The 21374-nt window shown below is 30.9% G+C and carries 25 protein-coding genes and 1 riboswitch; of the genes, 22 read left to right on the top strand and 3 right to left on the bottom strand.

The features are described 5' to 3' along the window. Window positions 1-44: 44 nt before the first annotated feature. The 9 genes from rsmB to C3E89_RS04910 all read left to right on the top strand — a co-directional run bounded on the left by rsmB (window position 45) and on the right by C3E89_RS04910 (window position 8396). On the top strand, window positions 45-1385 hold the full coding sequence (gene rsmB / locus C3E89_RS04950; RefSeq protein ID WP_236911368.1) for a 16S rRNA (cytosine(967)-C(5))-methyltransferase RsmB: 1341 nt from the start codon (window positions 45-47) through the stop codon (window positions 1383-1385). A 54-nt stretch (window positions 1386-1439) separates the two neighbouring features. Beyond that, complete coding sequence (gene rlmN / locus C3E89_RS04945) at window positions 1440-2495, top strand: 23S rRNA (adenine(2503)-C(2))-methyltransferase RlmN (RefSeq protein ID WP_236911367.1); 1056 nt, start codon at window positions 1440-1442, stop codon at window positions 2493-2495. A 10-nt stretch (window positions 2496-2505) separates the two neighbouring features. Further along, the gene (locus tag C3E89_RS04940) at window positions 2506-3237 is read left to right on the top strand and encodes a Stp1/IreP family PP2C-type Ser/Thr phosphatase (protein WP_236911366.1); all 732 of its coding nucleotides are present in this window, start codon (window positions 2506-2508) and stop codon (window positions 3235-3237) included. A 17-nt stretch (window positions 3238-3254) separates the two neighbouring features. Then, window positions 3255-5180: a Stk1 family PASTA domain-containing Ser/Thr kinase gene (gene pknB / locus C3E89_RS04935; protein ID WP_236911365.1), complete on the top strand. Its 1926-nt coding sequence runs from the start codon at window positions 3255-3257 to the stop codon at window positions 5178-5180. A 10-nt stretch (window positions 5181-5190) separates the two neighbouring features. Beyond that, window positions 5191-6069: a ribosome small subunit-dependent GTPase A gene (gene rsgA / locus C3E89_RS04930; RefSeq protein WP_236911364.1), complete on the top strand. Its 879-nt coding sequence runs from the start codon at window positions 5191-5193 to the stop codon at window positions 6067-6069. A gap of 1 nt (window position 6070) precedes the next feature. Continuing rightward, window positions 6071-6718, top strand: a complete 648-nt coding sequence (rpe, locus tag C3E89_RS04925; RefSeq protein WP_236911363.1) for a ribulose-phosphate 3-epimerase — start codon at window positions 6071-6073, stop codon at window positions 6716-6718. 50 nt (window positions 6719-6768) lie between these two features. Next, window positions 6769-6869, top strand: a riboswitch (TPP riboswitch). A gap of 51 nt (window positions 6870-6920) precedes the next feature. Next, entirely contained in the window at window positions 6921-7460 is a 540-nt protein-coding gene (gene thiT / locus C3E89_RS04920; RefSeq protein ID WP_236911362.1) for an energy-coupled thiamine transporter ThiT, read from the top strand. 10 nt (window positions 7461-7470) lie between these two features. Continuing rightward, a complete protein-coding gene (locus C3E89_RS04915; protein ID WP_236911361.1) occupies window positions 7471-8115 on the top strand; it encodes a thiamine diphosphokinase in 645 nt (214 codons plus the stop codon). Window positions 8116-8225: 110 nt separating this feature from the next. Continuing rightward, on the top strand, window positions 8226-8396 hold the full coding sequence (locus C3E89_RS04910) for a hypothetical protein (RefSeq protein ID WP_236911360.1): 171 nt from the start codon (window positions 8226-8228) through the stop codon (window positions 8394-8396). Window positions 8397-8432: 36 nt separating this feature from the next. On the opposite strand, the gene rpmB is transcribed toward C3E89_RS04910, so the two are convergent. Further along, complete coding sequence (rpmB, locus tag C3E89_RS04905; protein ID WP_236911359.1) at window positions 8433-8624, bottom strand: 50S ribosomal protein L28; 192 nt, start codon at window positions 8622-8624, stop codon at window positions 8433-8435. A 216-nt stretch (window positions 8625-8840) separates the two neighbouring features. On the opposite strand from rpmB, the gene C3E89_RS04900 reads away from it, so the two are divergent. The 6 genes from C3E89_RS04900 (at window position 8841) to C3E89_RS04875 (ending at window position 14528) form a co-directional block, all read left to right on the top strand. Further along, the gene (locus C3E89_RS04900) at window positions 8841-9197 is read left to right on the top strand and encodes an Asp23/Gls24 family envelope stress response protein (protein ID WP_236911358.1); all 357 of its coding nucleotides are present in this window, start codon (window positions 8841-8843) and stop codon (window positions 9195-9197) included. Between the two features lie 45 nt (window positions 9198-9242). Beyond that, window positions 9243-10859: a DAK2 domain-containing protein gene (locus C3E89_RS04895; RefSeq protein ID WP_236913440.1), complete on the top strand. Its 1617-nt coding sequence runs from the start codon at window positions 9243-9245 to the stop codon at window positions 10857-10859. Window positions 10860-10921: 62 nt separating this feature from the next. After that, window positions 10922-12964, top strand: a complete 2043-nt coding sequence (gene recG, locus C3E89_RS04890; protein WP_236911357.1) for an ATP-dependent DNA helicase RecG — start codon at window positions 10922-10924, stop codon at window positions 12962-12964. Between the two features lie 62 nt (window positions 12965-13026). After that, the gene (gene rsmD, locus C3E89_RS04885) at window positions 13027-13578 is read left to right on the top strand and encodes a 16S rRNA (guanine(966)-N(2))-methyltransferase RsmD (protein WP_236911356.1); all 552 of its coding nucleotides are present in this window, start codon (window positions 13027-13029) and stop codon (window positions 13576-13578) included. A gap of 19 nt (window positions 13579-13597) precedes the next feature. Continuing rightward, window positions 13598-14077 carry a pantetheine-phosphate adenylyltransferase gene (gene coaD / locus C3E89_RS04880; protein ID WP_236911355.1) on the top strand — a complete coding sequence of 160 codons (480 nt, stop codon included), beginning with the start codon at window positions 13598-13600 and terminating at the stop codon, window positions 14075-14077. A 4-nt stretch (window positions 14078-14081) separates the two neighbouring features. Then, window positions 14082-14528: an ATPase gene (locus C3E89_RS04875; RefSeq protein WP_236911354.1), complete on the top strand. Its 447-nt coding sequence runs from the start codon at window positions 14082-14084 to the stop codon at window positions 14526-14528. Here C3E89_RS04875 and ylbJ read toward each other — a convergent pair whose 3' ends face one another. After that, window positions 14529-15731, bottom strand: coding sequence for a sporulation integral membrane protein YlbJ (ylbJ, locus tag C3E89_RS04870; protein ID WP_236911353.1), 1203 nt, complete (start codon window positions 15729-15731; stop codon window positions 14529-14531). A 112-nt stretch (window positions 15732-15843) separates the two neighbouring features. Between ylbJ and C3E89_RS04865 the strand changes: the two genes are divergently transcribed. Beyond that, window positions 15844-16005: a hypothetical protein gene (locus tag C3E89_RS04865; protein WP_236911352.1), complete on the top strand. Its 162-nt coding sequence runs from the start codon at window positions 15844-15846 to the stop codon at window positions 16003-16005. A gap of 26 nt (window positions 16006-16031) precedes the next feature. Here the strand turns inward: C3E89_RS04865 and C3E89_RS04860 are convergent, their stop codons facing one another. Next, on the bottom strand, window positions 16032-17288 hold the full coding sequence (locus C3E89_RS04860) for a nucleotidyltransferase (RefSeq protein ID WP_236911351.1): 1257 nt from the start codon (window positions 17286-17288) through the stop codon (window positions 16032-16034). A 127-nt stretch (window positions 17289-17415) separates the two neighbouring features. Between C3E89_RS04860 and C3E89_RS04855 the strand changes: the two genes are divergently transcribed. The 6 genes from C3E89_RS04855 to rnc all read left to right on the top strand — a co-directional run. Further along, window positions 17416-18612 (top strand): acetate/propionate family kinase, encoded by a 1197-nt coding sequence (locus tag C3E89_RS04855; protein WP_236911350.1) that lies wholly within the window; start codon window positions 17416-17418, stop codon window positions 18610-18612. A gap of 68 nt (window positions 18613-18680) precedes the next feature. Next, window positions 18681-19193, top strand: a complete 513-nt coding sequence (locus C3E89_RS04850; RefSeq protein ID WP_236911349.1) for a YceD family protein — start codon at window positions 18681-18683, stop codon at window positions 19191-19193. Between the two features lie 13 nt (window positions 19194-19206). Next, window positions 19207-19386: a 50S ribosomal protein L32 gene (gene rpmF / locus C3E89_RS04845; RefSeq protein WP_236911348.1), complete on the top strand. Its 180-nt coding sequence runs from the start codon at window positions 19207-19209 to the stop codon at window positions 19384-19386. A gap of 180 nt (window positions 19387-19566) precedes the next feature. After that, window positions 19567-20565 carry a phosphate acyltransferase PlsX gene (plsX, locus tag C3E89_RS04840; RefSeq protein WP_236911347.1) on the top strand — a complete coding sequence of 333 codons (999 nt, stop codon included), beginning with the start codon at window positions 19567-19569 and terminating at the stop codon, window positions 20563-20565. A 26-nt stretch (window positions 20566-20591) separates the two neighbouring features. Continuing rightward, window positions 20592-20822 (top strand): acyl carrier protein, encoded by a 231-nt coding sequence (gene acpP / locus C3E89_RS04835; RefSeq protein WP_236911346.1) that lies wholly within the window; start codon window positions 20592-20594, stop codon window positions 20820-20822. Between the two features lie 61 nt (window positions 20823-20883). After that, window positions 20884-21374 (top strand): ribonuclease III (gene rnc, locus C3E89_RS04830; RefSeq protein WP_236911345.1); only part of this gene is annotated, 491 nt, incomplete at its 3' end.

Here is a 21374-nt window from a genome sequence, read left to right as displayed (position 1 = left end):
GCCTGGCTAAGTCCAGGCAAAATATTTTATAAGGAGAGTTTCATATGAATGCTAGGGAAATATGTCTAAATATTTTGATAGATATAAATTTAAAAGGAGCTTATTCTAATTTTGCTATTAATAAATATTTAAATAATAGAGTAGATATAAGGGATGAAAATTTTATAAGGGAAATAGTTTATGGAGTAATAGAAAATCGTCTTTATTTAGACATTATTATATCAAAATTATCTAAGATAAAGATTAAAAAGATTCAACCTGCTATTTTGGAGATTTTGAGGATGGGAGTATACCAAATTGCATTTATGGACAAAATCCCAGATAGGGCAGCTGTAAATGAAGCTGTTACCCTATCAAAAAAATATGGACATAAAGGAGTTAGTGGTTTTGTTAACGGTATATTGAGGAATTTTTCAAGAAATAAAGAAGAAGCGATGAAGGTTAAAGAAGAAGATCCAATTAACTATTTGTCTATTAAATATTCTCATCCTAAATGGCTAATCCAAAGATGGATCAATGAATATGGGTATGATTTTACTAAGGAGATATGTGAGTATAATAATTTAAAACCGAAGTTAAATATAAGGGTTAATAGGCTTAAAACCAATAGGGATGAGTTAATGGAGAATTTATCCCATTATGGTTATATTGTTTATAAAACTAAATATGCTAGAGATGGAATAATAGTAGATAACCCAGCTAGGATTACAGAAATAGAAGAATTTAAATTTGGGTATTTTACTATACAAGATGAAAGCAGTATGTTAGTCAGCCAGATAGCCAATCCAAAGGAAGGTAGTCTAGTTCTAGACTTATGTAGTGCACCTGGTGGTAAATCAACTCATATGGCAGAATTAATGGGCAATAAAGGAAAGATTATAAGTAGGGATATATATGATCATAAATTGAATTTAGTGAGAGAAAATTCTACAAGATTAGGTGTTCGTATTATAGAAACGGAAATATTGGACGCTTTGGAGTTAGATAAGTCTTTGTTAGGGAAAGTTGATTATTGTATAGTAGATGCTCCGTGTTCCGGATTAGGCATAATTAGACGAAGACCTGAAATTAAATGGAATAGGAAAGAAGAAGATATTAAAGGACTTGTACAGATTCAGACAAAAATATTGAGTAATGCTAAACATTATGTGAAACCTGGAGGCATAATTATATATAGTACTTGCACTATTGGAAGGGAAGAAAATTTAGATATAGTTAATAGTTTTTTAATGGAAAATAAAAACTTTGTCTTAACAGAACTTGAAGATCTACTGGATTATAAAGAAAATGTGAATACTGTTAAGAATGGTTATGTTCAATTTTTTCCTCATATACATAGTATGGATGGCTTTTTTATTGCAAGAATTCAAAAGAAGGATGGTTAAAATCTAGTCTAGTATGATATAATATGAAATTAGGAATAACATGAGGTGAATTTATTGGATAGAATCGAGCTAAATAGTTTAACTTTAGAAGAATTAAGAAAGTTAATGGTTAGTATTGGTGAAAAGAGTTATAGAGGAGAACAGCTATTTACTTTTATTCATAATAATTACGGTAAACGCATAGAAGATATTTCTGTATTTTCCATTGGCTTGCGGGACAAGCTAAAAAAAATTGGAAAAATAAATAGAACTAAAGTTTTAGAAAGATTTGATTCTAATATAGACAATACAAAAAAATATTTATTTTTGTTAGCAGATGACAATATAGTAGAAGGAGTGGTCATGGAATACAAGCATGGCTTAACTGCTTGTATATCTACCCAGGTAGGTTGTAAAATGGGTTGTTCTTTTTGTGCATCTACTAAAGAAGGGTTTATTAGAAACCTAAATTCTTCCGAAATGGTTAATCAAATATATAATATGGAAATGGATCTAAATAAGAAGATTAGCAATATTGTTTTAATGGGAAGTGGGGAACCTTTAGATAATTATGAAAATACTTTAAATTTTTTAAATATTATCCATGATGAAAAAGGGCATAACATAAGTTATAGAAATATAACTCTATCTACATGCGGGGTGGTACCTAGAATTTATCAATTAGCAGATAAAGAAATTCCCATAACTTTATCCATATCACTTCATTCCCCTTGGGATGATGTAAGAAAGAATATTATGCCTATTGGCAACAAATATTCAATTAATGAAATAATTCAAGCCTGTAAATATTATTTTAATAAAACTAATAGAAGAATTACTATAGAATATACATTAATTGAAGGTGTTAATGATAGAGATAGGGATTTGGAGGAATTAGTTGTAATACTTAAAGATTTAAATTGTCATATCAATTTAATACCTTTAAACCCCATAGCAGAATTTAAACAACATAGACCATCAGAGAAATATGTTGAAAGATTTAAAAGAGGTTTAGAAATGGCAAAATTACCAGTTACCATTCGTAAAGAGATGGGTGGTGACATAAGTGCTTCCTGTGGGCAATTGAGAAGAAGCTACATTAGAGATAAAGACACAAGAACTTTTCAGTGAGGTGATTTTTATGGAGATTGGCGTAAAGACAGATATTGGAAAGATCAGAGATATTAACCAAGATGCTTATTATATTTCTTCATTAAGTAAACATCCATTGGTTATTATAGCAGATGGTATGGGGGGGCATAAAGCTGGAGAAATTGCATCTAATATGGCAGTTGAGATAATAAGTTCTAATTTAGAGAAGGATTTAGTAGGATCGAGTTTAAATGATAATGATATTAAAGACATAATAAAATGTTCCATAAGCAAAGCTAATGAGGAAATTTATAATAAATCTTTAGAAGATGAAAAGTTTTCAGGTATGGGCACTACTGTTACTTTAGCCTATAAGAAAAACAAAAAAATATTCATTGGTCATGTAGGTGATAGTAGGGCATATTTATTTAGAAAAGGTGTCTTATCTCAGCTAACAAAGGATCATTCTTTAGTAGAAGAATTAATAAGGAATGGAAGTATTAGTAGAGAAGAAGCGAAAATTCATCCTCAAAGGAATATTATTACTAGAGCCGTGGGTACTAGTAAAGAGATTGAATCCGATTTAATAATACAAGAAAAACTAATAGATGATATACTCCTATTGTGTACTGATGGATTAACCAATATGGTAATGGATGAAGAAATAGAAAAGTATTTATATAAATGTCATGATATGCAAAAGGTATGCGAAGAATTAGTAAGAACTGCTAATGACAAAGGTGGTTTTGACAATATTACAGTTTTAGCAATTAAATTTTAGTAAAGTGGGGTGAAAACATGATTGGAACTGTACTTGGTGATAGGTATGAGATAATAGAAAAAATAGGCGGAGGTGGTATGGCCCTCGTATATAAAGCAAAATGTAGACTTTTAAATAGATATGTTGCAATAAAAATATTAAGAGACGAATTTATCAATGATGAAGAATTTATAAAAAAGTTTAGAAGAGAATCTCAAGCTGCAGCAAGTCTATCTCATCCAAATATAGTGAATATCTATGATGTAGGAGTGGATGAAAATGATGGGCATGAAATTCAATATATTGTTATGGAATATATTAAGGGAAGGACTTTAAAGGATGTTATTAAAGAAAAAGGCAAACTTACAGTCGATGAAACTATAGAATATTCTATACAAATAGCAGAGGCATTGGAACATGCTCACAAAAATCACATAGTCCATAGGGATATTAAACCTCATAATATAATGGTAACTGAAGATGGGAGAGTAAAGGTAACCGATTTTGGTATTGCAAGAGCTGCTACAGCTTCTACGGTAACAAATACCTCTAATGTTATAGGGTCTGTTCATTACTTTTCGCCAGAACAAGCACGAGGTGGATATACAGATGAAAAGTCGGATATATACTCTCTAGGAATAGTTATGTATGAAATGATTACTGGAAAAGTACCTTATGAAGGAGATAGTCCAATTACAGTTGCTTTAAAACATATTCAAGAAGATATTACTCCTCCTAGAGAAATGGATAGTACAGTACCTGTAAGCTTACAGAATATAATAATGAGATGTGTTCAGAAGAGTCAAATAGATAGATATAGCACTGCTAGTGAGTTATTGACAGATTTAAAAAAAGTTAAATACGGAAATGAGGATTTACTTTTAGAAGATACTAGCTTAATCGAATCACCTACACAAATAATACCAGCGGTAGAAAGTGGGGATGAGAATAATATGAAAAAATCTAAGAAGAAAAAGAAAAAAAGTCAAGGAGATGGAGGTTTAAAAGTAGTATTCCTTGCTATATTATTAGCTTTTATCGTGGTAAGTTCTTTAGCTTTAGGCTTTTTCAAACTTAAAGATTATTTTATATCTTCGGAAGTAGTGGTGCCTGATTTAAAGGGAATGTATAAGAATGAAGCAAAAGAAGAAGTTGAAAAGTTAGGATTAGAGTTTAGTATAGTAAATGAGGTATACAATAATGAGTTTGAAAAAGATCAGGTAGTCAATCAGAGAACTAAAGCTGGAACAAAAGTAAAAGAAGGCTATACTATTGAAGTTACCATTAGTAAAGGAAGCAATCTAGTGCAGGTACCAAATTTAGTTAATAGAAATATTAACGAAGTGAATAACCTACTTGAGGATGTGAATTTAATAGAAGGTCTTGTTGATTATGAATATAGCGATACTGTAGAGGCAAATATTATTATTAGTCAAAGTCCTGATGCATATACAGAAGTGGAAGAAGGAACTAAAGTTAATATTGTAGTTAGTCAAGGACCTGAGAAAAAATTAGTTGTAATGCCAAAGCTTATTGGATTAAGTGAAAAAGAAGCTAAAAATGCTATAATAGCATATGGGTTAGCATTAGATAATGTTAAAAAAGAGCCAAATGATGAATATGAAGAAGGTTTTGTATTTTGGCAAAGTATTGAACCTGGAACAGAGATAGAAAACAATACTGCCATAGATATCTATGTTAGTACAGGACCTAAGGAAGAGCCTGAACCAGAGCCAGATAAGGAAATACCTTTCAAGATTAGTTTAACACCTGCCAGTGAAAATGAGGAGGTAGAGATTAGAGTAGAAAGGATTCAAGACGAAAGTAGAGAAACTGTATATAACAAGGTTCATAAGATAAATGGCAAAACTATAGAAATACCAGTCAAAGGTAAAGTTGGTTCCATATTTGAAATTTACTATGATGGAATTTATATAGATGAGATAGTTCATCCCGGCAGTTAGGAGGTTTTATATGATAGAAGGTATTATTATAAAAGGGATTGGTGGATTTTATTATGTAAAAACTCAAGAAGGTATTTATGAGTGTAGGGCTAGAGGTGTTTTTAGGGAAGATAATATTACGCCTTTAGTTGGAGATAATGTATTGATACGTATAAGTGAAGAAGATAATACAGGGTATATTGAAAAAATAATGGAAAGAAAATCCCAATTAATAAGACCTCCCGTAGCTAATGTTACTCAGGCTATTATAGTAATGAGTATAAAAGAGCCGGATATTAATTTTTGGTTATTAGATAGGTTTATAGTTATGGCAGAACATCAAAGTTTAAATATAGGAATATGTTTGAATAAGATAGATTTAAGCTCAGATGGTGAAGTTTATTTCATCGAAAATATTTATAATAAAACTAAATATCCAATAATTAAAACAAGTACAAGAACTGGAGAGGGAATAGATGATTTAAAGAAAACTTTAAAGAATAATATTACTGTATTTGCAGGACCTTCAGGAGTAGGGAAATCTTCTTTATTAAATGAGATACATCCAGGATTAGAATTAAAGACAGGAGATATAAGTAAAAAAACTACAAGGGGAAAACACACTACTCGTCATGTTGAGCTGATTGAGATAGATTCCCAATCCTATGTACTTGATACTCCAGGGTTTAGCTCCTTAAATTTAAACTTTGTAGAATCAGAGGAAGAGTTAAGCAAATACTTTATAGAGATATATGATCATAATGATAAATGTAAGTTTATTAATTGTTTGCATAATAGAGAACCTAATTGTGAAGTGAAAAAACAGGTAGAAGCTGGAAATATAGGCGTAGAAAGATATGAAAATTATTTACAGTTTTTGGAGGAGATAAAGAACAATAGGAGGTTTTAATATGACAATGCTTTCACCTTCCATTTTATCAGCAGATTTTGGAAGTTTGCAGGAGGAAATACTTAAACTAGAAAGAGGTGGGGCTGATTTTATCCATTTAGATGTAATGGATGGCATTTTTGTTCCAAATATTACTTTTGGGGCACCTGTTATAAAAAAGTTAAGAAATACTACCAAAGTACCCTTCGATGTTCATTTGATGATAGATAGACCAGAAAGGTATATAAAAGATTTTGCTGAAGCTGGTGCGGATATTATTACAATCCATGAAGAGGCAACTACACATCTTCACAGAACTATAGAAGAAATTAAGTCTTATGGCTTAAAGGCTGGGGTAGCTTTAAATCCGTCTACCTCCTTAGATAGTTTGGAATATATTCTAGATTACATAGATTTAGTTCTGATAATGACTGTGAATCCAGGATTTGGAGGTCAAAGCTTTATTAGATCTATGGAAAGAAAGATAAAAAGGATGAGGCAAATCATTGATGATAGAAAATTAAATATATTAATTGAAGCTGATGGAGGAATTAAACTAGATAATGCAAAGGAAATAATCGATTATGGACTAGACATGATAGTAGTCGGTTCTGGAATTTTTGAAGCTAAAGATGTAATAGAAAGGACTAAAATGTTTAAAGAATTGTAATTGAAATATAATATTTATATGATATAATGTACTTGTCAACTGAATAGAGTATTTGTCACTAGGGGAGCTGAAATGGCTGAGAGGGGAGTAATCCCGACCCTTTAAACCTGAACTAGGTAATTCTAGCGTAGGAAAGTGTTTTTGCTTAACTACCCATTACCTATTTTTGGTAATGGGTTAATTTTTTAAGGAGGTATTTATAATGAAAAAATGGAGTACTAAAATGTTGGTAGAAGCAGGAATTATGATTGCTTTGTCATTTTTATTAAGTAGGATAAAGGTTTATGAAGCTCCTCAAGGTGGGTCTGTAACTGCTGGTAGCATGATTCCCATTATGTTATTTGCTATGAGATGGGGACTTGGGCCAGGAATTACTGCTGGTGCAACATTTGGAGTTTTAAAGCTAATTTTGGGAGGATGGGTATTCAGCCCTACACAAGCTTTATTGGAATATCCTATAGCCTTTGCCTTTCTTGGGTTAGCAGGTGTTTTTTCCGAATCTATGGAAAATACTAAGGAGGGGAATTACTTAAAAATTATATTATCAGTATTTCTAGCTATAGCTGGTAGGTTTATATGCCATTTACTAGCAGGAGTAATTTTCTTTAGCGAATATGCAGGAACTCAAAATCCTTGGATATATTCATTTATATATCAATCTAGTTACCTAGTACCAGAATTTATAGTTTCTGCTATTATACTATCTCTAATTTGGAAACCTATAAGTAGAATAGAAAAATAGAGAAAAGTGGATGATTGAATTGAAAGCATTATTAGTTTTAAATGGAAATACATTAGATTTAAACAGATTAAATAAATTAGGAAATGAAGTGGATTTTATATTATCTGCAGATGGAGGAACTAATCATTGTTTAAAAGCTTCTTTAGTGCCTCATATGGTTATGGGAGATTTAGATTCCATTTCTAAAGACACTCTTGACCAAATAAAGGAGTATAACGTTCCCATTAAGAAGTTTCCGGTTAAAAAGGATAAAACAGATGCTGAACTATCTATTGATTATTTGATTCAAGAAGGTTTTAAAGATATTATCCTAGTAGGAGCTATAGGTACTAGGATGGACCATACTTTAGCTAATTTACTATTGCTTAATAAATTGAAGCAACAGGATATTAATAGTAAAATAATAGATAATAAAAATACTATATATTTAGTTGATAAGAAATTAGTTTTGATTAAAGAAGAGGATTCTTTTTTATCTATTGTTCCTATCACTAACTCTGGAATAATTGTTACATTAAAAGGATTTGAGTATGAATTGGAAAGAACTAGGATAGATTTTGGTTCAACTTTTGGTGTAAGCAATCGGATTATAAAGGAGAAGGGATATATATATATTCACGAAGGCCAATGCTTAGCTATCATATCTAAGGATTAAGACTAAAAGAGCAAACCTTAGTCTAAAAATTAAGGTTTGTTCTTTTTCTTCTGTAACTAAATTTAATATTAATTAATACAATAAAGTAAAAGCAATATCGAGGTGAAACTATGAAACGTTTTTATTATAGATATAGGCGTAAATCAAAAAAAATAATAGGCTTAGCATTGGCTTTAATTGGTATATTGATAGTCGTTAATATAATACCTATAGAAATAATATTCTTAATAATTGGAACATTATTAGTAATTATGGGGTTTTTAATTCTTAAAATAAAATAAGGCTTCCAGTATTATTAATGATGGAAGCCTTATTTTTTACAATGCCCTTTCAACATATCCAGATCTTAAACATCTAGTACAAACATTAATTCTTTTGGTAGTTCCGTCTACAACTGCTCTTACTTTTCTAATATTTGGAGCCCAACTTCTGTTATTCTTTTTATTTGAAAAAGTAACCTTGTTTCCAAAAACTTTTCCTTTTCCACATACATCGCATTTTCTTGCCATAGAAACACCTCCTTAACTTTGTGAAAAGAATGTATTAGTATCTTTTATAATTTTATTTAATAACATAATATATTCTAACATAATAAATGGTAAAAAGGCAACCATAATTATAGATTTATCGAATAGTTAGTAGTAATTAGTTGAACTATTTAGTTTTATAAGGTAAAATATACCCATATACTATATTGATAATTTATTTAATAAGGAGGCGATTTTGTGCCAGCTAGAACTAAGAACGAATATGGACATATCGATATAGACGATAATGTAATTGCAACAATTGCCGGTCTTTCAGCAATGGAGAGCTATGGTATAGTAGGTATGGCAAGTAAAAATGCAACCGATGGTTTTTTTGAACTTTTGAAAAGAGATAACTTGTCAAAAGGGGTTAAAATATACATTGAAAAAGATGAAATACTAATTGACTTACATGTAATATTGCAATATGGAATGAGGATATCTGTAGTTGCAGAGAATATTATTGAGAAAGTTAGATTTAATGTTGAAAACTTAACAGGATTAAAAGTAAGTAAAATAAATGTATATGTACAAGGAATTAGAGTCGAAAAGTAGTTTAAGGAGGTACTACAATTGAAGATTGGATTTTTAGACGGTACTATGCTAAAAAAAGCATTTATCGGAGCAGCAAAATTATTAGAAGATAATAAAGAAGAGGTAAATGCATTAAATGTATTTCCTGTACCGGATGGAGATACAGGCACTAATATGTCTCTGACCATGAAGTCTGCAGTTAATCAAATATTGAATTTAAAAGAGTATAGTGCTGGAAAAGTAGCTTCAGCTGCTAGCAATGGTTCTCTAATGGGGGCAAGGGGAAATTCAGGCGTTATACTGTCTCAGTTATTTAGAGGATTTGCTAATGGATTAAAAGATAAAGATACAGTGGACACTTTGGATTTGGCAGAAGCCTTCAAATTAGCATCTGATACTGCATATAAGGCTGTTATGAAACCTACAGAGGGAACTATATTAACTGTGGCTAAAGGCTGTGCCGAATATGCTTTGAAATTAGCTAAAGAAGAAAATGATATGTTAGTTTTTATGAAAAAGGTTATTGAAGAGGGGAATCATGTACTTAATAAGACTCCCGAAATGTTACCTGTGTTAAAACAAGCTGGAGTAGTTGATGCAGGCGGCAAGGGTTTGATTATTGTACTAACTGGAGCATATAATGCCATAACGACAAAGGAAGATATTACTCTTGAGACTTTTCAAAAAGAAGTAGTTGAATCTAAACCTATTCCTCAGCATATAGAAACTTCAAATATTGAATTTGGTTATTGTACTGAATTTATGATAAACACAGATGAAAAAAATTATGAAGGCTTTAGGGAAGAATTAACTAAGTTTGGAGATTCCCTAATGGTTGTGGGGGGAGACGGATTAATAAAAGTTCATATACACACTAATAATCCAGGGGAAGTTTTAGAAAAGGCTTTGACAATAGGAGAGTTAAATGATATAAAAATAGATAATATGCGATATCAGCATAGTCACATTATGGAGCATGAACAAGGTAAAGATTTAGAAAAACCAGGTAAACTAGATAAGGAAATAAAAAAATATGGCCTTATCACTGTCTCTATAGGAGAAGGACTGGATACAGTTTTTAAAGAGCTAAATGTAGATTATATAATACCTGGTGGCCAAACTATGAATCCGAGTACAGAAGACATTTTAAATGCTATAGAACAGGTAAATGGAGAAAATATAATTATCTTTCCTAATAATGGGAATATAGTATTAGCTGCCGATCAGGCAAAGGAATTAAGCGGTAAAAAGGTTTATGTTTTTCCTACCAAAACCATCCCAGAAGGAGTAACTGCACTAATATCTTTTGATCCTGAATTGGAAATAGAAGAAAATTTAGCCAATATGGAGGAAGCTGTTAGTTATGTAAAAACCGGACAGGTAACTTATGCAGTTAGGGATACTGAAATAAAAGATACAAAAATAAACAAAGATGATATTATTGGTATTTCAAAAGGAGAAATAATATCCATTGGAAATGATGTTCAACAGGTATCTTTTGAATTATTAAAGAAAATTGTTAATGAAGATTCGTCCCTAATTACAATCTTTTATGGTAATGGAATAGAAGAAGATATGGCCTTAAAATTATCTAATAAAGTAGAGGAAGAATTTGAAGATTTTGATGTAGAAGTAGTTTTTGGTGGTCAACCACTTTACTATTATATATTTTCAATAGAATAAAAATTCCCCACCAAAAGGTGGGGAATTTTTATGAAGGAATGTTATTTTAAAGGAGGGATATAATGAATATTCAATATGTAAAAGGAGTGGGTCCTAAAAGGGCTAAACAGCTTAAAAAGATCAATGTGCATACTATAGAAGATCTATTATATTATATTCCAAGAGAATATGAAGATAGGACTAAATTTAAAAGTATATCTCAATGTATAAATGGAGAAAGGATTAGTTTAAATGTTCAAATCAGCGGATATCCTTCCAAATTGAAGCCTAGAAAAAACTTAACTATATTAAAAATCCCGGTAATGGATCATTCAGGAAAAGCTCAATTGGTGTGGTTTAATCAGGATTATATAGCAAGCAAACTGTCTATAGGCGATAGGATTGTTGTTCATGGAAAGGTTAGCATATTCAATAGAGAAATACAGATAATGAATCCCGTATTTGAAAAGGATGGCAAAGAAAAAGTGGGGAAAATAATACCTATATATCCTTTGACAGGAAATTTGACTAATAATGAAATGGTTAGAATAATTAGAAATGCTATTAGAGAATATGGAGGTAATATAAAAGAAAGACTACCTGGTTATTTAAGAGAAGAGTTAAATTTAATGTCTATTAAAGATTCAATTGAAAATATACATTTTCCCAAAGATAGGAACCATTATATAGAAGCTCGCAGGAGGTTAGTTTTTGAAGAATTACTTACTTTACAGCTTGGGCTCTTTTTAATAAAAAATAAAACCAAGGAAGTTAATCAAGGTATCCAATTTCCCCATATTAGTGAGGTAGATGATTTTATTCAGGATTTACCCTTTGAGTTGACTAATGCACAAAAGAGAGCTTTTAAAGAAATTGAAAAGGATATGGAAAAAGATTTACAAATGAATAGGTTAGTCCAAGGAGATGTTGGGTCGGGAAAGACTGTTATTGCAATTTTAGCAATGTTTAAAGCATGGAAGTCTGGTTATCAGTCGGTAATGATGGCTCCAACGGAAATATTAGCCCAGCAACATTATGATTCTATATCAAATTTTTATGAAAAACTTGATATTAAATCTGAATTATTAGTAGGGAGTCTTTCTAATAAGAAAAAAGAAGAGATTCTGGATAGTTTAAAGAAAGGGGAAATTGATGTATTAGTAGGTACTCATGCTATAATACAAGATAAGGTTGAATTTAATAAATTAGGTTTAGCAATAACAGATGAACAGCATAGATTTGGGGTAAAACAACGGGCTTCCTTAAGCCAAAAAGGTGAGAACCCAGATGTTTTGGTAATGACTGCTACTCCAATTCCTAGGACTTTAGCATTAATATTATATGGAGATTTGGATATTTCTATTATAGATGAACTGCCTCCTGGTAGGAAGGAAATTGAGACTTACGCTGTAGGCTTTAATATAATAGATAGGGTTCATAATTTTGTAAAGAAGCAGATATTAGAAGGCAGACAAGCCTATATTGTATGCCCTTTGATTGAAGAAAGTGATACTTTAAATGTAAAATCTGCAGAAGAACTCTATGATAGCCTTAAAGATGATGTTTATAAAGACTTTAATGTAGGACTATTACATGGGAAGATGAAGCCTGGAGAAAAGGACTATATTATGGAAAAGTTTGCTAGGAAGGAAATGGATATTTTAATTTCTACTACAGTGATTGAAGTAGGAGTAAATGTACCTAATGCTAATATTATGGTAATTTATAATGCAGAAAGATTTGGTTTAGCCCAATTACATCAGTTAAGGGGAAGAGTAGGTAGAGGAGAACATCAATCCTATTGTATTTTAATAAATGGGAGTAATAGTAAAATTTCAAGGGAAAGAATGAGAATTTTACAAAAGTCAACGGATGGCTTTTATATATCTGAGAAAGATTTGGAGTTAAGGGGACCTGGTGAATTTTTTGGTACTAGACAACATGGATTACCAGATTTGAAAATTGCAAATTTGTTTACGGACATGGAAATATTACAGTTAGCACAGAGAAAGGCAAAAGAAATATTAGATAAGGATGCTTATCTATTAGATGAAAAACACTCTCTTTTAAGACAGAATATTATATATTTATTTAAAGATAGGATAAAAGATTTAATTTTTAACTAATACTAGGAATACTTGTATAAAATATGATAAAATATATTTTGTATAGATGAAGAGGTGGTTTTTTGAGAGTTATATCAGGCATTAGTAAAGGATTCAGATTGAAAGCGCCAAAGGGCAAGGATACTAGACCTACAGAAGATAGAATTAAAGAATCCTTATTTAATATACTAGGATATATTGATGAAAGTTCAATAGTTTTAGATTTATTTGCAGGGTCAGGATCCATTGGAATTGAGTTTTTAAGTAGAGGGGCAAGTAAAACTTATTTTGTTGATAAATCTTATGAAAGTATCCGATGTATCAAAGATAATTTAAAGCATACAGAATTAGAAGATTATGCTGATATTATAAAAAACGATGTTTTTAAAGCTATTAATTTATTTAAGGGGAAAGGCATTAGATTTAACTATATCTTTATTGATCCTCCTTATGGAAAGGATTTATTAGGAAAAGTTCTTAAAAGAATATGGGAAAGTGATCTTTTGGAAGATAAGGGTATTATTATTTTAGAACATGAAAAAGATCTAGTTTTAGAAGAAAATATATATGGTTTGCATAAAATCGATCTTAGAAACTATGGTTATAAGTCTTTAAGTTTTTATACTAAAAAGTAAAGTAAGGAGGATGGGCCATATGGTAGTAATTTATCCTGGAAGTTTTGATCCTGTAACCTATGGACATTTAGATATAATTGATAGATGTGCTCAGAAATTTTCTAAAGTAATAGTGTCAGTATTAAATAATAAATCAAAGAAAAACTTGTTTACGATAGAAGAAAGGGTAGAACTATTAAAGAAAACCTTAGAAAAGTATGACAATGTAGAAGTTGATACATTCTCTGGCTTATTAGTAGATTATGCTAAGGAAAAGAAATGTAATACAATGATTAGAGGGTTGAGAGCGGTTTCGGATTTTGAATATGAAATGCAAATGGCTCTTGTAAATAAAAAACTAGAAGATGAAATAGAAACCTTGTTTATGGTATCTAGAGGTAGATATGCATATTTAAGTTCAAGCATCGTTAAAGAGGTAGCAATATTTGGTGGAAATATATCCTGTTTTGTTCCTGATGTGGTGGAAAGGGCATTAAAAGAAAAGATAAATGGGAGGTAAAAAAATGGATGTACTTAAATTGATTGATGAAATAGAAGATGTTTTAGAGAATGCTTCCTCTCTACCTTTTTCGAGTAAGGTAATGGTGGATGCTGATGAGCTATACGAGATAATTAGAGAGATAAGGATAAAGCTGCCAGATGAATTAAAACAAGCATCATGGATAAAGGAAGAAAGGCAAAGAATTTTAGCTGAAGCTCAAAAAGATGCAGATACAATGTTAAATGAGGCAGAGCTAAAACTAGAAGAGTTAGTAGAGGAAGATGAAATTACGAAAAAAGCAAAAGAAAGAGCTGAGGAAATAGTAACAAAGGCACAAAATAATGCTAAGAGTATTAGATTAGGTGCCCTAGAATATGCTGATAATATATTACTAGAAACTCAAGAAAATCTGAAAGACTTAATCGATTTATTAAACCAGAATAGGCAGGAGTTAAGAGGGGACAAGTAGTTAGTCCCATGAAAAGAAAGAGTAAATTATTAACAGGATTAGTGAGCAGATCAGCATATATATAGTAACAAATATGGCAAGCTTAAAGGATGCAAAAAATACAGATGGCCATCCTAAAGGATATATGAATTCGGGTCTTGGTATTCCAGGCATAAAGGAAGGTTTTATAGTAGTTTTATACTTTATTAGATATAATATTAAGCTAAATATAGAAGAAAGGATACCGTGGAGGAACTTCGCTATAATATATAGCTTATTATCTATGTCTGTATTGCTAATAAAGCTTAGTGCTTGGCTATGGATGGAAAAACCACTCCATCCAATTAAAAAGTTTATCATTAATATTTTGTAGATTAAATCTATTTTGGAATTGGATATTATCCTACAACCAGTTGTTAATTCTAATAGTCCAGCTATAAAACCTTTAATGGCTTCTATATTCATATTATTGTTTAATGGAAAAATATTAGCAATCCATTGGATTAATCCATTAAATAGTTTAGAAACAAAGAGGAGTTCTATTAGTACGGAATAAAACATAATAAATCCACCGATTATGGCTATTGTATTTAGGCTGTTTTTAACACTAGTGCCTAAAACGTTTCCTATGGAGAAATTTGTTTTGATAGATGGTATTACATATTTTTTTCTATATACTTTTTTTCTTCTTTTCCCGGTGGATATAATATCTTTTTTCTTGTAGAATCCAAACAAAACCCCTAATGCCATTGAACCTAGGTAATGCGGATATATAATTAATGGAGCTATAGAGGGGTCATTTAGCATGCCAATAGAAACCGCACCTAGCATGAAAAGTGGACCCGAAGTACTAGCAAAACATATGGTTCTTTCTGCTTCTATTTTTGATAAGATATTTTCTTTTCTTAAATTTGATACTATTTTTGCTCCCATTGGATATCCAGATACTACACTCATAGCAAGAGGAAAGGCCGATGCTCCAGGAGCATTAAATAAAGGTTTCATCAGAGGTTCTAACAGTTTGCCAATGAAATCTACAAACCCAATGCCTGTTAGAATTTCTGAAACGATGAAAAAAGGTAGCAATGAAGGAATAACAATATTAAACCAGGTTAACAACCCTTCATATCCACTATCTAAAGATAATTTTGGATATCTTATAATACCAACTAAAATCCATAGTATAATTAATAAAAAGAGAAAATTGGTAAAGGACCTTTTCATTGATTGACCTCCTTTGTTTATTTAGCAGTTTCAATATAAAGGCTTTTATTTTAATTATATTTTTTATAAATATTAATATGATAATAAAGCAGCAGTATAAGGAGGTAAAACGATGGTAGCTTTAATATCAACAATGGGTTTTTCTGTATTATTTTTCATTAATTTTGTAAATATATTAAAAAAGATCAATGAAGGTAAGGATACAATTAGTGAAACCATATTGGGATCAATATTAATTGGATTTGTTATATTAGGTATAGCAAACCTTCTTTAAAAAATAAAAATAGCAGAGATATTCTGCTATTTTTTCTTTATATATGGGGTTGTATAATAGTCCATGTCCATGAATGGGTTAGGGGTATTAAGTCCAAGAAAGAATAGATCTGTAGCTTTTTTATCAAACTCTATGATCTTTTGTAAATATAAATCTTTATATTTGACATGATCAGAAAACTTCATTATTATTGGTAGTTTTGATTCTTCTTTAATCTTATTCAGCAGGACAAAACCTTTTTCATTTGAGCCTAAAACCCTTATATAGCAAGGATAATGGGGGTATAATTCCCTAAATATCGGTTTAGTCAGGTTTGCCATCAAATGGATTAATATTCTTTGAATCCTAGTTTTAGGATACCTTTTAGTTGATATTGCTTGAATTAGATCATTAATATCACTGTATTTAGTACTTTTTTTGGTTATTCGATTTTCAAGTCCCGATTCTACATCCATAATCTGAATTAAATTATTTATATGACCAATTCTTAATAAATAATGGATTATTTGGGTATAATTATCTAACATATTGAATTTTTTATATTTATTGATATAATTTATTAGGTGGTCATAGGTCTGGTTAGTAATATGTTTCCTAGTAGCTTCAATATTCCCATTGATGATTTTTTTACGTATGCCAGTAGCACTTGCAATTTTATGGTTTAATTGGTTTTCATTATAAGAACTACCAATCCGTTTAATAGCTACAGGTTGGATTTTACTATTTAGTATTTTTAAAGCTTTTAAATATTCAATAGCCAATATATTATTAGACATTTTTAATAAATCTTTAATGCTAATATTGTATTTTTTATTAACATTGAATTTTTCAAAGTAGTCTTGTAAGGCATTGCTACGGGATACAGAAAAGGAGTTTCCTTCGTTTAAATATTTTCTTAAATTTTCTTTATAATGAGGAGGCTCATAAACTAGAATTTCAGCTATTTCATTTAGGTAGTCTAGGCTTCCTAACTCACTGCCAAAGGCAACACAATCTACAATACTTAGATTGTGCAACAAAGCTATACTGCCGTAAGCAAATAGTTCAGCAGATTGGGTTGAAAAGATAAAGGGTAGTTCTATAACTAAATCTACTCCATTATCTATTGCCATTTTGGCTTTAGTCCATTTGTCTATTAAGGATGGCTCTCCTCTTTGGACAAAGGAACCACTCATTACTGCTATAGAATAATCTGAATTTGTCAATTTTTTTGACATATTCAAATGATATTTATGTCCAAGATGGAAAGGGTTATACTCAGTTATTAAACCTACTACTTTCATATTAGCAACCTCCATAAGGTTTTACAAATATTATAGCACAAAATTAAAGAACTATAATATCGTTGATTTTTTAACAAATATATAATAATATAACTTATGAGAATACATTTTGATAGGAGGAGTGTAAATGAACATTTTAGTTATTAATTGTGGTAGTTCTTCGTTAAAATACCAGTTAATAGATATGAATAATGAAGAGGTACTTGCAAAAGGACTAGTTGAGAGAATAGGAATAGAAGGTTCCAGGGTAAAGCATACAACTACAGGAAAAGATGAAGTCATAATAGAAGAGCCTATGTCAGATCATAGAAAAGCTTTAGAATTAGTTTTGAATGCTTTAGTTGACTCAAACTATGGTGCTATAAAATCTATGGATGAAATTGGAGCTGTAGGTCATAGGGTAGTACATGGTGGAGAAAAATTTGCTCATTCTGTAATAATCGATGATGAAGTTATGGAAGCTTTAAATGATTGTATTGAATTAGCGCCCCTTCACAACCCACCAAATATAATGGGAATAGAAGCTTGTAAAGAATTGATGCCTAATACACCTATGGTAGGGGTTTTTGATACTGCTTTCCATCAGACAATACCTATGTCGAATTATATATACCCATTACCATATGAATTATATGAGAAATATGGTATTAGAAAATATGGGTTCCATGGGACATCACATAAATATGTATCCCATAGAGCTGCTGAAATGTTAGGAAAACCTATTGAGGAACTAAATATTGTAACTTGCCACTTGGGAAATGGAGCGAGCGTTTGTGCTGTACAAGGTGGTAAATCCATAGAAACAAGTATGGGCTTTACTCCACTAGAAGGTTTAGCTATGGGAACTAGGTCAGGAGATGTGGACCCAGCTGTTATTCCTTTTATTATGGAAAAAGAAGGATTAACTTTTGACGAAGTTAACGAAATGTTAAACAAAAAATCTGGAGTGCTAGGAATATCGGGGATAAGCAGTGATTTTAGGGATTTAGAAGAGGCTGCTGCTGAAGGTAATGAAAGGGCAAAATTAGCTTTACAATTGTTCTGTAATCGAGTTAAAAAATATATAGGAGCTTATGCTGCGTTAATGTGTAATATTGACGCTTTAGTCTTTACTGCAGGAATAGGAGAAAACTCAATTACTATAAGAGAGCATATATGTGATGGCTTAGAATGTATCAATATAAAACTTGATAAGGAACTAAATCAAGTAAGAGGAAAGGAAGCAATAGTTAATAGAGATGTAACCTCTACTGCAATACTTGTTATACCTACTAATGAAGAGTTAATGATAGCTAAAGAGACTTTGGAGTTAGTTGAAAAATAATATAAATTTCTTGACAAATATTGGCCTCCTTTATATAATAAAGTGTGTTAGTTTAAGAGGTGAAATTAATGAGTATTGATCTATCAAACTTTCGTGACAAAGCTATTACAAGTATTCCCATTAAAGGGCAATTAAAAAAGGAAACCTTAGATGTAAATGGAAGAAGGATTAAATTTATTGAACCTATAAGATATGTGGGAGAAATATATCGAGTAGATAAGGATAAACTACTAAATTTGAATATAATTTATAATTATGAGGAAGCTTGTGGGAGATGCTTAGAACCTTTTACGAAGGAAGAAAAGACGGTTTTGTCAGGGAAGTTAAGTGAAAAAACGGATGAAATTGGCTTAGATGGAGAAGATGAAATTATATATTATATGGATGAAAAATTAGATTTATCTGAATATATAATTAGCGCTATAATTTTATCCCTTCCAATGAAACCTCTTTGCCATGAAGAGTGTAAAGGATTATGCCCTGTATGTGGTATTAACCATAATAAAGAAGATTGTCAATGTGTTATAGAAGATGTAGATCCAAGATTAGCAATACTTAAAGATCTGTTTCCAAAGAAATAAGGAGGTGTTTTAGTTGGCAGTACCAAAGCGAAAAACTTCTAAAGCTAGAAGAGATAGAAGAAGAGCTTCAGCTTATAGATTAACAAAAGCTACTATTTCAGAATGTCCACAATGTCATGAACCTAAATTACCACATAGGGTATGTAGAGCCTGTGGATATTACAAAAACAGGGAAGTTATAGAAGTAGAATAATTATCAAAGTCATAAATTTAGTAGAATTATAATTGATTTTTAATACTTTCCTAAAGGATCAAAGCAAAAGATAGTGAGGAGATATCACTATCTTTTTTTCATTAAATATTGCAATTTTATAAGTTCTATAATATATTTAATATCAGTAGCTCTAATTATGGTTGGATTAGGAGGTTAGTTATGAACATTATTGTAGATGGTATGGGGGGAGACAATAGTCCTAAGGCTATTGTTGAAGGATGTGTTGAAGCTGTAAAAGAGCTGGGTTTAAATATAATAATTGTTGGAAGTAAGGAAATAATAGAAAAGGAACTATCTGAGTACGAATTTCCGAAAGGAAAAATTGAAATAATTAACTCAACCCAGGTTATTTCAAATGATGAAGAACCAGTCCTTGCTATAAGGAAAAAAAAGGATTCTTCAATAGTAGTTGGATTAAAGGCTTTGACAGAAGGAATTGGAGATGGTTTTGTATCTGCTGGGAGTACAGGGGCTCTATTGGCTGGGGGATTATTTATAGTTAAAAGGATAGCAGGCATAGAAAGAGCAGCTTTAGCAACTATATATCCAACGACTAAGGGTATATCATTTTTACTAGATGTAGGGGCTAATGTAGATTGCAAACCCGAATATTTGAAGCAATTTGCCATTATGGGATCTGTTTATAGCGAAAAAGTATTAGGTGTAAATTCTCCAAAGATAGGTTTAGCTAATATTGGGACTGAAAAAGGTAAAGGAAACCTTCTAGTTAGAGAAGCCTATGAGCTAATAGAAAACTCTAATATAAACTTTATTGGAAATGTAGAAGTCAGAGACGTTCCTCAGGGAATTGCAGATGTAATAGTTTGTGATGGTTTTGTAGGAAATGTTATACTAAAATTAACTGAAGGAATGGCAAAAGCTTTATTCTCTTCCTTAAAAGAGGAATTTACAAAAACATTTCAAGCTAAGGTAGGAGCATTAATGCTGAAATCTCAATTAAAATCTTTTAAAGGAAAACTTGATTATAGGGAATATGGTGGGGCACCTTTATTAGGATTAAAACAGCCAGTGGTTAAAGCTCATGGAAGTTCAGATGCTTTTGCAATCAAAAATGCTATAAAACAGGTTAAAAATTTTATAGAGATGGATGTAATAAATATAATAAAAAAAGATATAAATGTTATTGAAAAAAAATAATTTTAATGTTTTGGAGGTGCTATAAAATGGTATATGAAAAGATTAAAAAAATGATTTCTGAACAATTTCATATTGATGAAGATGACATTACTATGGAGACTTCTTTTAGAGAAGATTTAAATGCTGATTCATTAGATTTAGTTGAACTAATTATGGCTTTAGAGGATGAATTTGAATTAGAAGTTGACGACGATGTAGTAGAAGAAATTGATACAGTAGGAGATGCTGTTGACTATATAAAAAAAATTGTAGACTAGCTGGGTTACGAGGGCTCTGGGGAGCCCAGAGAATACCCTTAATCAATCTGGAGGTAATAATGTGAAAATATCATCTCAAAGAGAGAAAATTTTAAAGAAACTTCAATCTGTAATTAACTATAAATTTAAGGATATAAAATTGTTAAACACGTCATTGACTCATAGTTCCTATGCTAATGAAAACAAAGATAAAAGTGGTGGAAATAACGAAAGGTTAGAGTTTTTAGGAGATACGGTTATAAGTTTGGTTGTCAGTGAATATTTGTATAAACGTTTTTCTGAATTTCCTGAAGGAGAATTGACTAAAAGAAGGGCCTCTGTAGTATGTGAGTCATCATTAGCTTTTGCTGCAAGAAAGATAGATTTAGGTAAGTATTTATTATTGGGAAAAGGTGAAGAAGCTACTGGTGGTAGAGAAAGAGATTCTATTTTAGCTGATGCTTTTGAAGCATTAACTGGAGCTATTTATGTAGATGGAGGTCTGGAAAAAACGGAAGAGTATTTATTAGGACTATTTGAGCAAGAAGTGATATATGCTTTATCTAAAGGTAC

The sequence above is a fragment of the Clostridium sp. Cult1 genome, assembly GCF_021655095.1.
In the GTDB taxonomy this organism is placed as follows: domain Bacteria; phylum Bacillota; class Clostridia; order Tissierellales; family Tepidimicrobiaceae; genus Schnuerera.
The sequence above is the reverse complement of the archived record's forward strand: the minus strand, read 5'-3'. Positions and strand labels throughout refer to the sequence as shown.

Coding starts and splice junctions, on each gene's coding strand:
- C3E89_RS04910 (WP_236911360.1), top strand. CDS start 8,226: ATGAAACGTTTTTATTATAGATATAGGCGTAAATCAAAAAAAATAATA.
- acpP (WP_236911346.1), top strand. CDS start 20,592: ATGGTATATGAAAAGATTAAAAAAATGATTTCTGAACAATTTCATATT.
- rpmB (WP_236911359.1), bottom strand. CDS start 8,624: ATGGCAAGAAAATGCGATGTATGTGGAAAAGGAAAAGTTTTTGGAAAC.
- C3E89_RS04850 (WP_236911349.1), top strand. CDS start 18,681: ATGAGTATTGATCTATCAAACTTTCGTGACAAAGCTATTACAAGTATT.
- C3E89_RS04940 (WP_236911366.1), top strand. CDS start 2,506: ATGGAGATTGGCGTAAAGACAGATATTGGAAAGATCAGAGATATTAAC.
- recG (WP_236911357.1), top strand. CDS start 10,922: ATGAATATTCAATATGTAAAAGGAGTGGGTCCTAAAAGGGCTAAACAG.
- rsmB (WP_236911368.1), top strand. CDS start 45: ATGAATGCTAGGGAAATATGTCTAAATATTTTGATAGATATAAATTTA.
- pknB (WP_236911365.1), top strand. CDS start 3,255: ATGATTGGAACTGTACTTGGTGATAGGTATGAGATAATAGAAAAAATA.
- C3E89_RS04860 (WP_236911351.1), bottom strand. CDS start 17,288: ATGAAAGTAGTAGGTTTAATAACTGAGTATAACCCTTTCCATCTTGGA.
- C3E89_RS04875 (WP_236911354.1), top strand. CDS start 14,082: ATGGATGTACTTAAATTGATTGATGAAATAGAAGATGTTTTAGAGAAT.
- ylbJ (WP_236911353.1), bottom strand. CDS start 15,731: ATGAAAAGGTCCTTTACCAATTTTCTCTTTTTATTAATTATACTATGG.
- C3E89_RS04855 (WP_236911350.1), top strand. CDS start 17,416: ATGAACATTTTAGTTATTAATTGTGGTAGTTCTTCGTTAAAATACCAG.
- plsX (WP_236911347.1), top strand. CDS start 19,567: ATGAACATTATTGTAGATGGTATGGGGGGAGACAATAGTCCTAAGGCT.
- thiT (WP_236911362.1), top strand. CDS start 6,921: ATGAAAAAATGGAGTACTAAAATGTTGGTAGAAGCAGGAATTATGATT.
- rsgA (WP_236911364.1), top strand. CDS start 5,191: ATGATAGAAGGTATTATTATAAAAGGGATTGGTGGATTTTATTATGTA.
- rpe (WP_236911363.1), top strand. CDS start 6,071: ATGACAATGCTTTCACCTTCCATTTTATCAGCAGATTTTGGAAGTTTG.
- coaD (WP_236911355.1), top strand. CDS start 13,598: ATGGTAGTAATTTATCCTGGAAGTTTTGATCCTGTAACCTATGGACAT.
- C3E89_RS04865 (WP_236911352.1), top strand. CDS start 15,844: ATGGTAGCTTTAATATCAACAATGGGTTTTTCTGTATTATTTTTCATT.
- C3E89_RS04895 (WP_236913440.1), top strand. CDS start 9,243: ATGCTAAAAAAAGCATTTATCGGAGCAGCAAAATTATTAGAAGATAAT.
- C3E89_RS04915 (WP_236911361.1), top strand. CDS start 7,471: ATGATTGAATTGAAAGCATTATTAGTTTTAAATGGAAATACATTAGAT.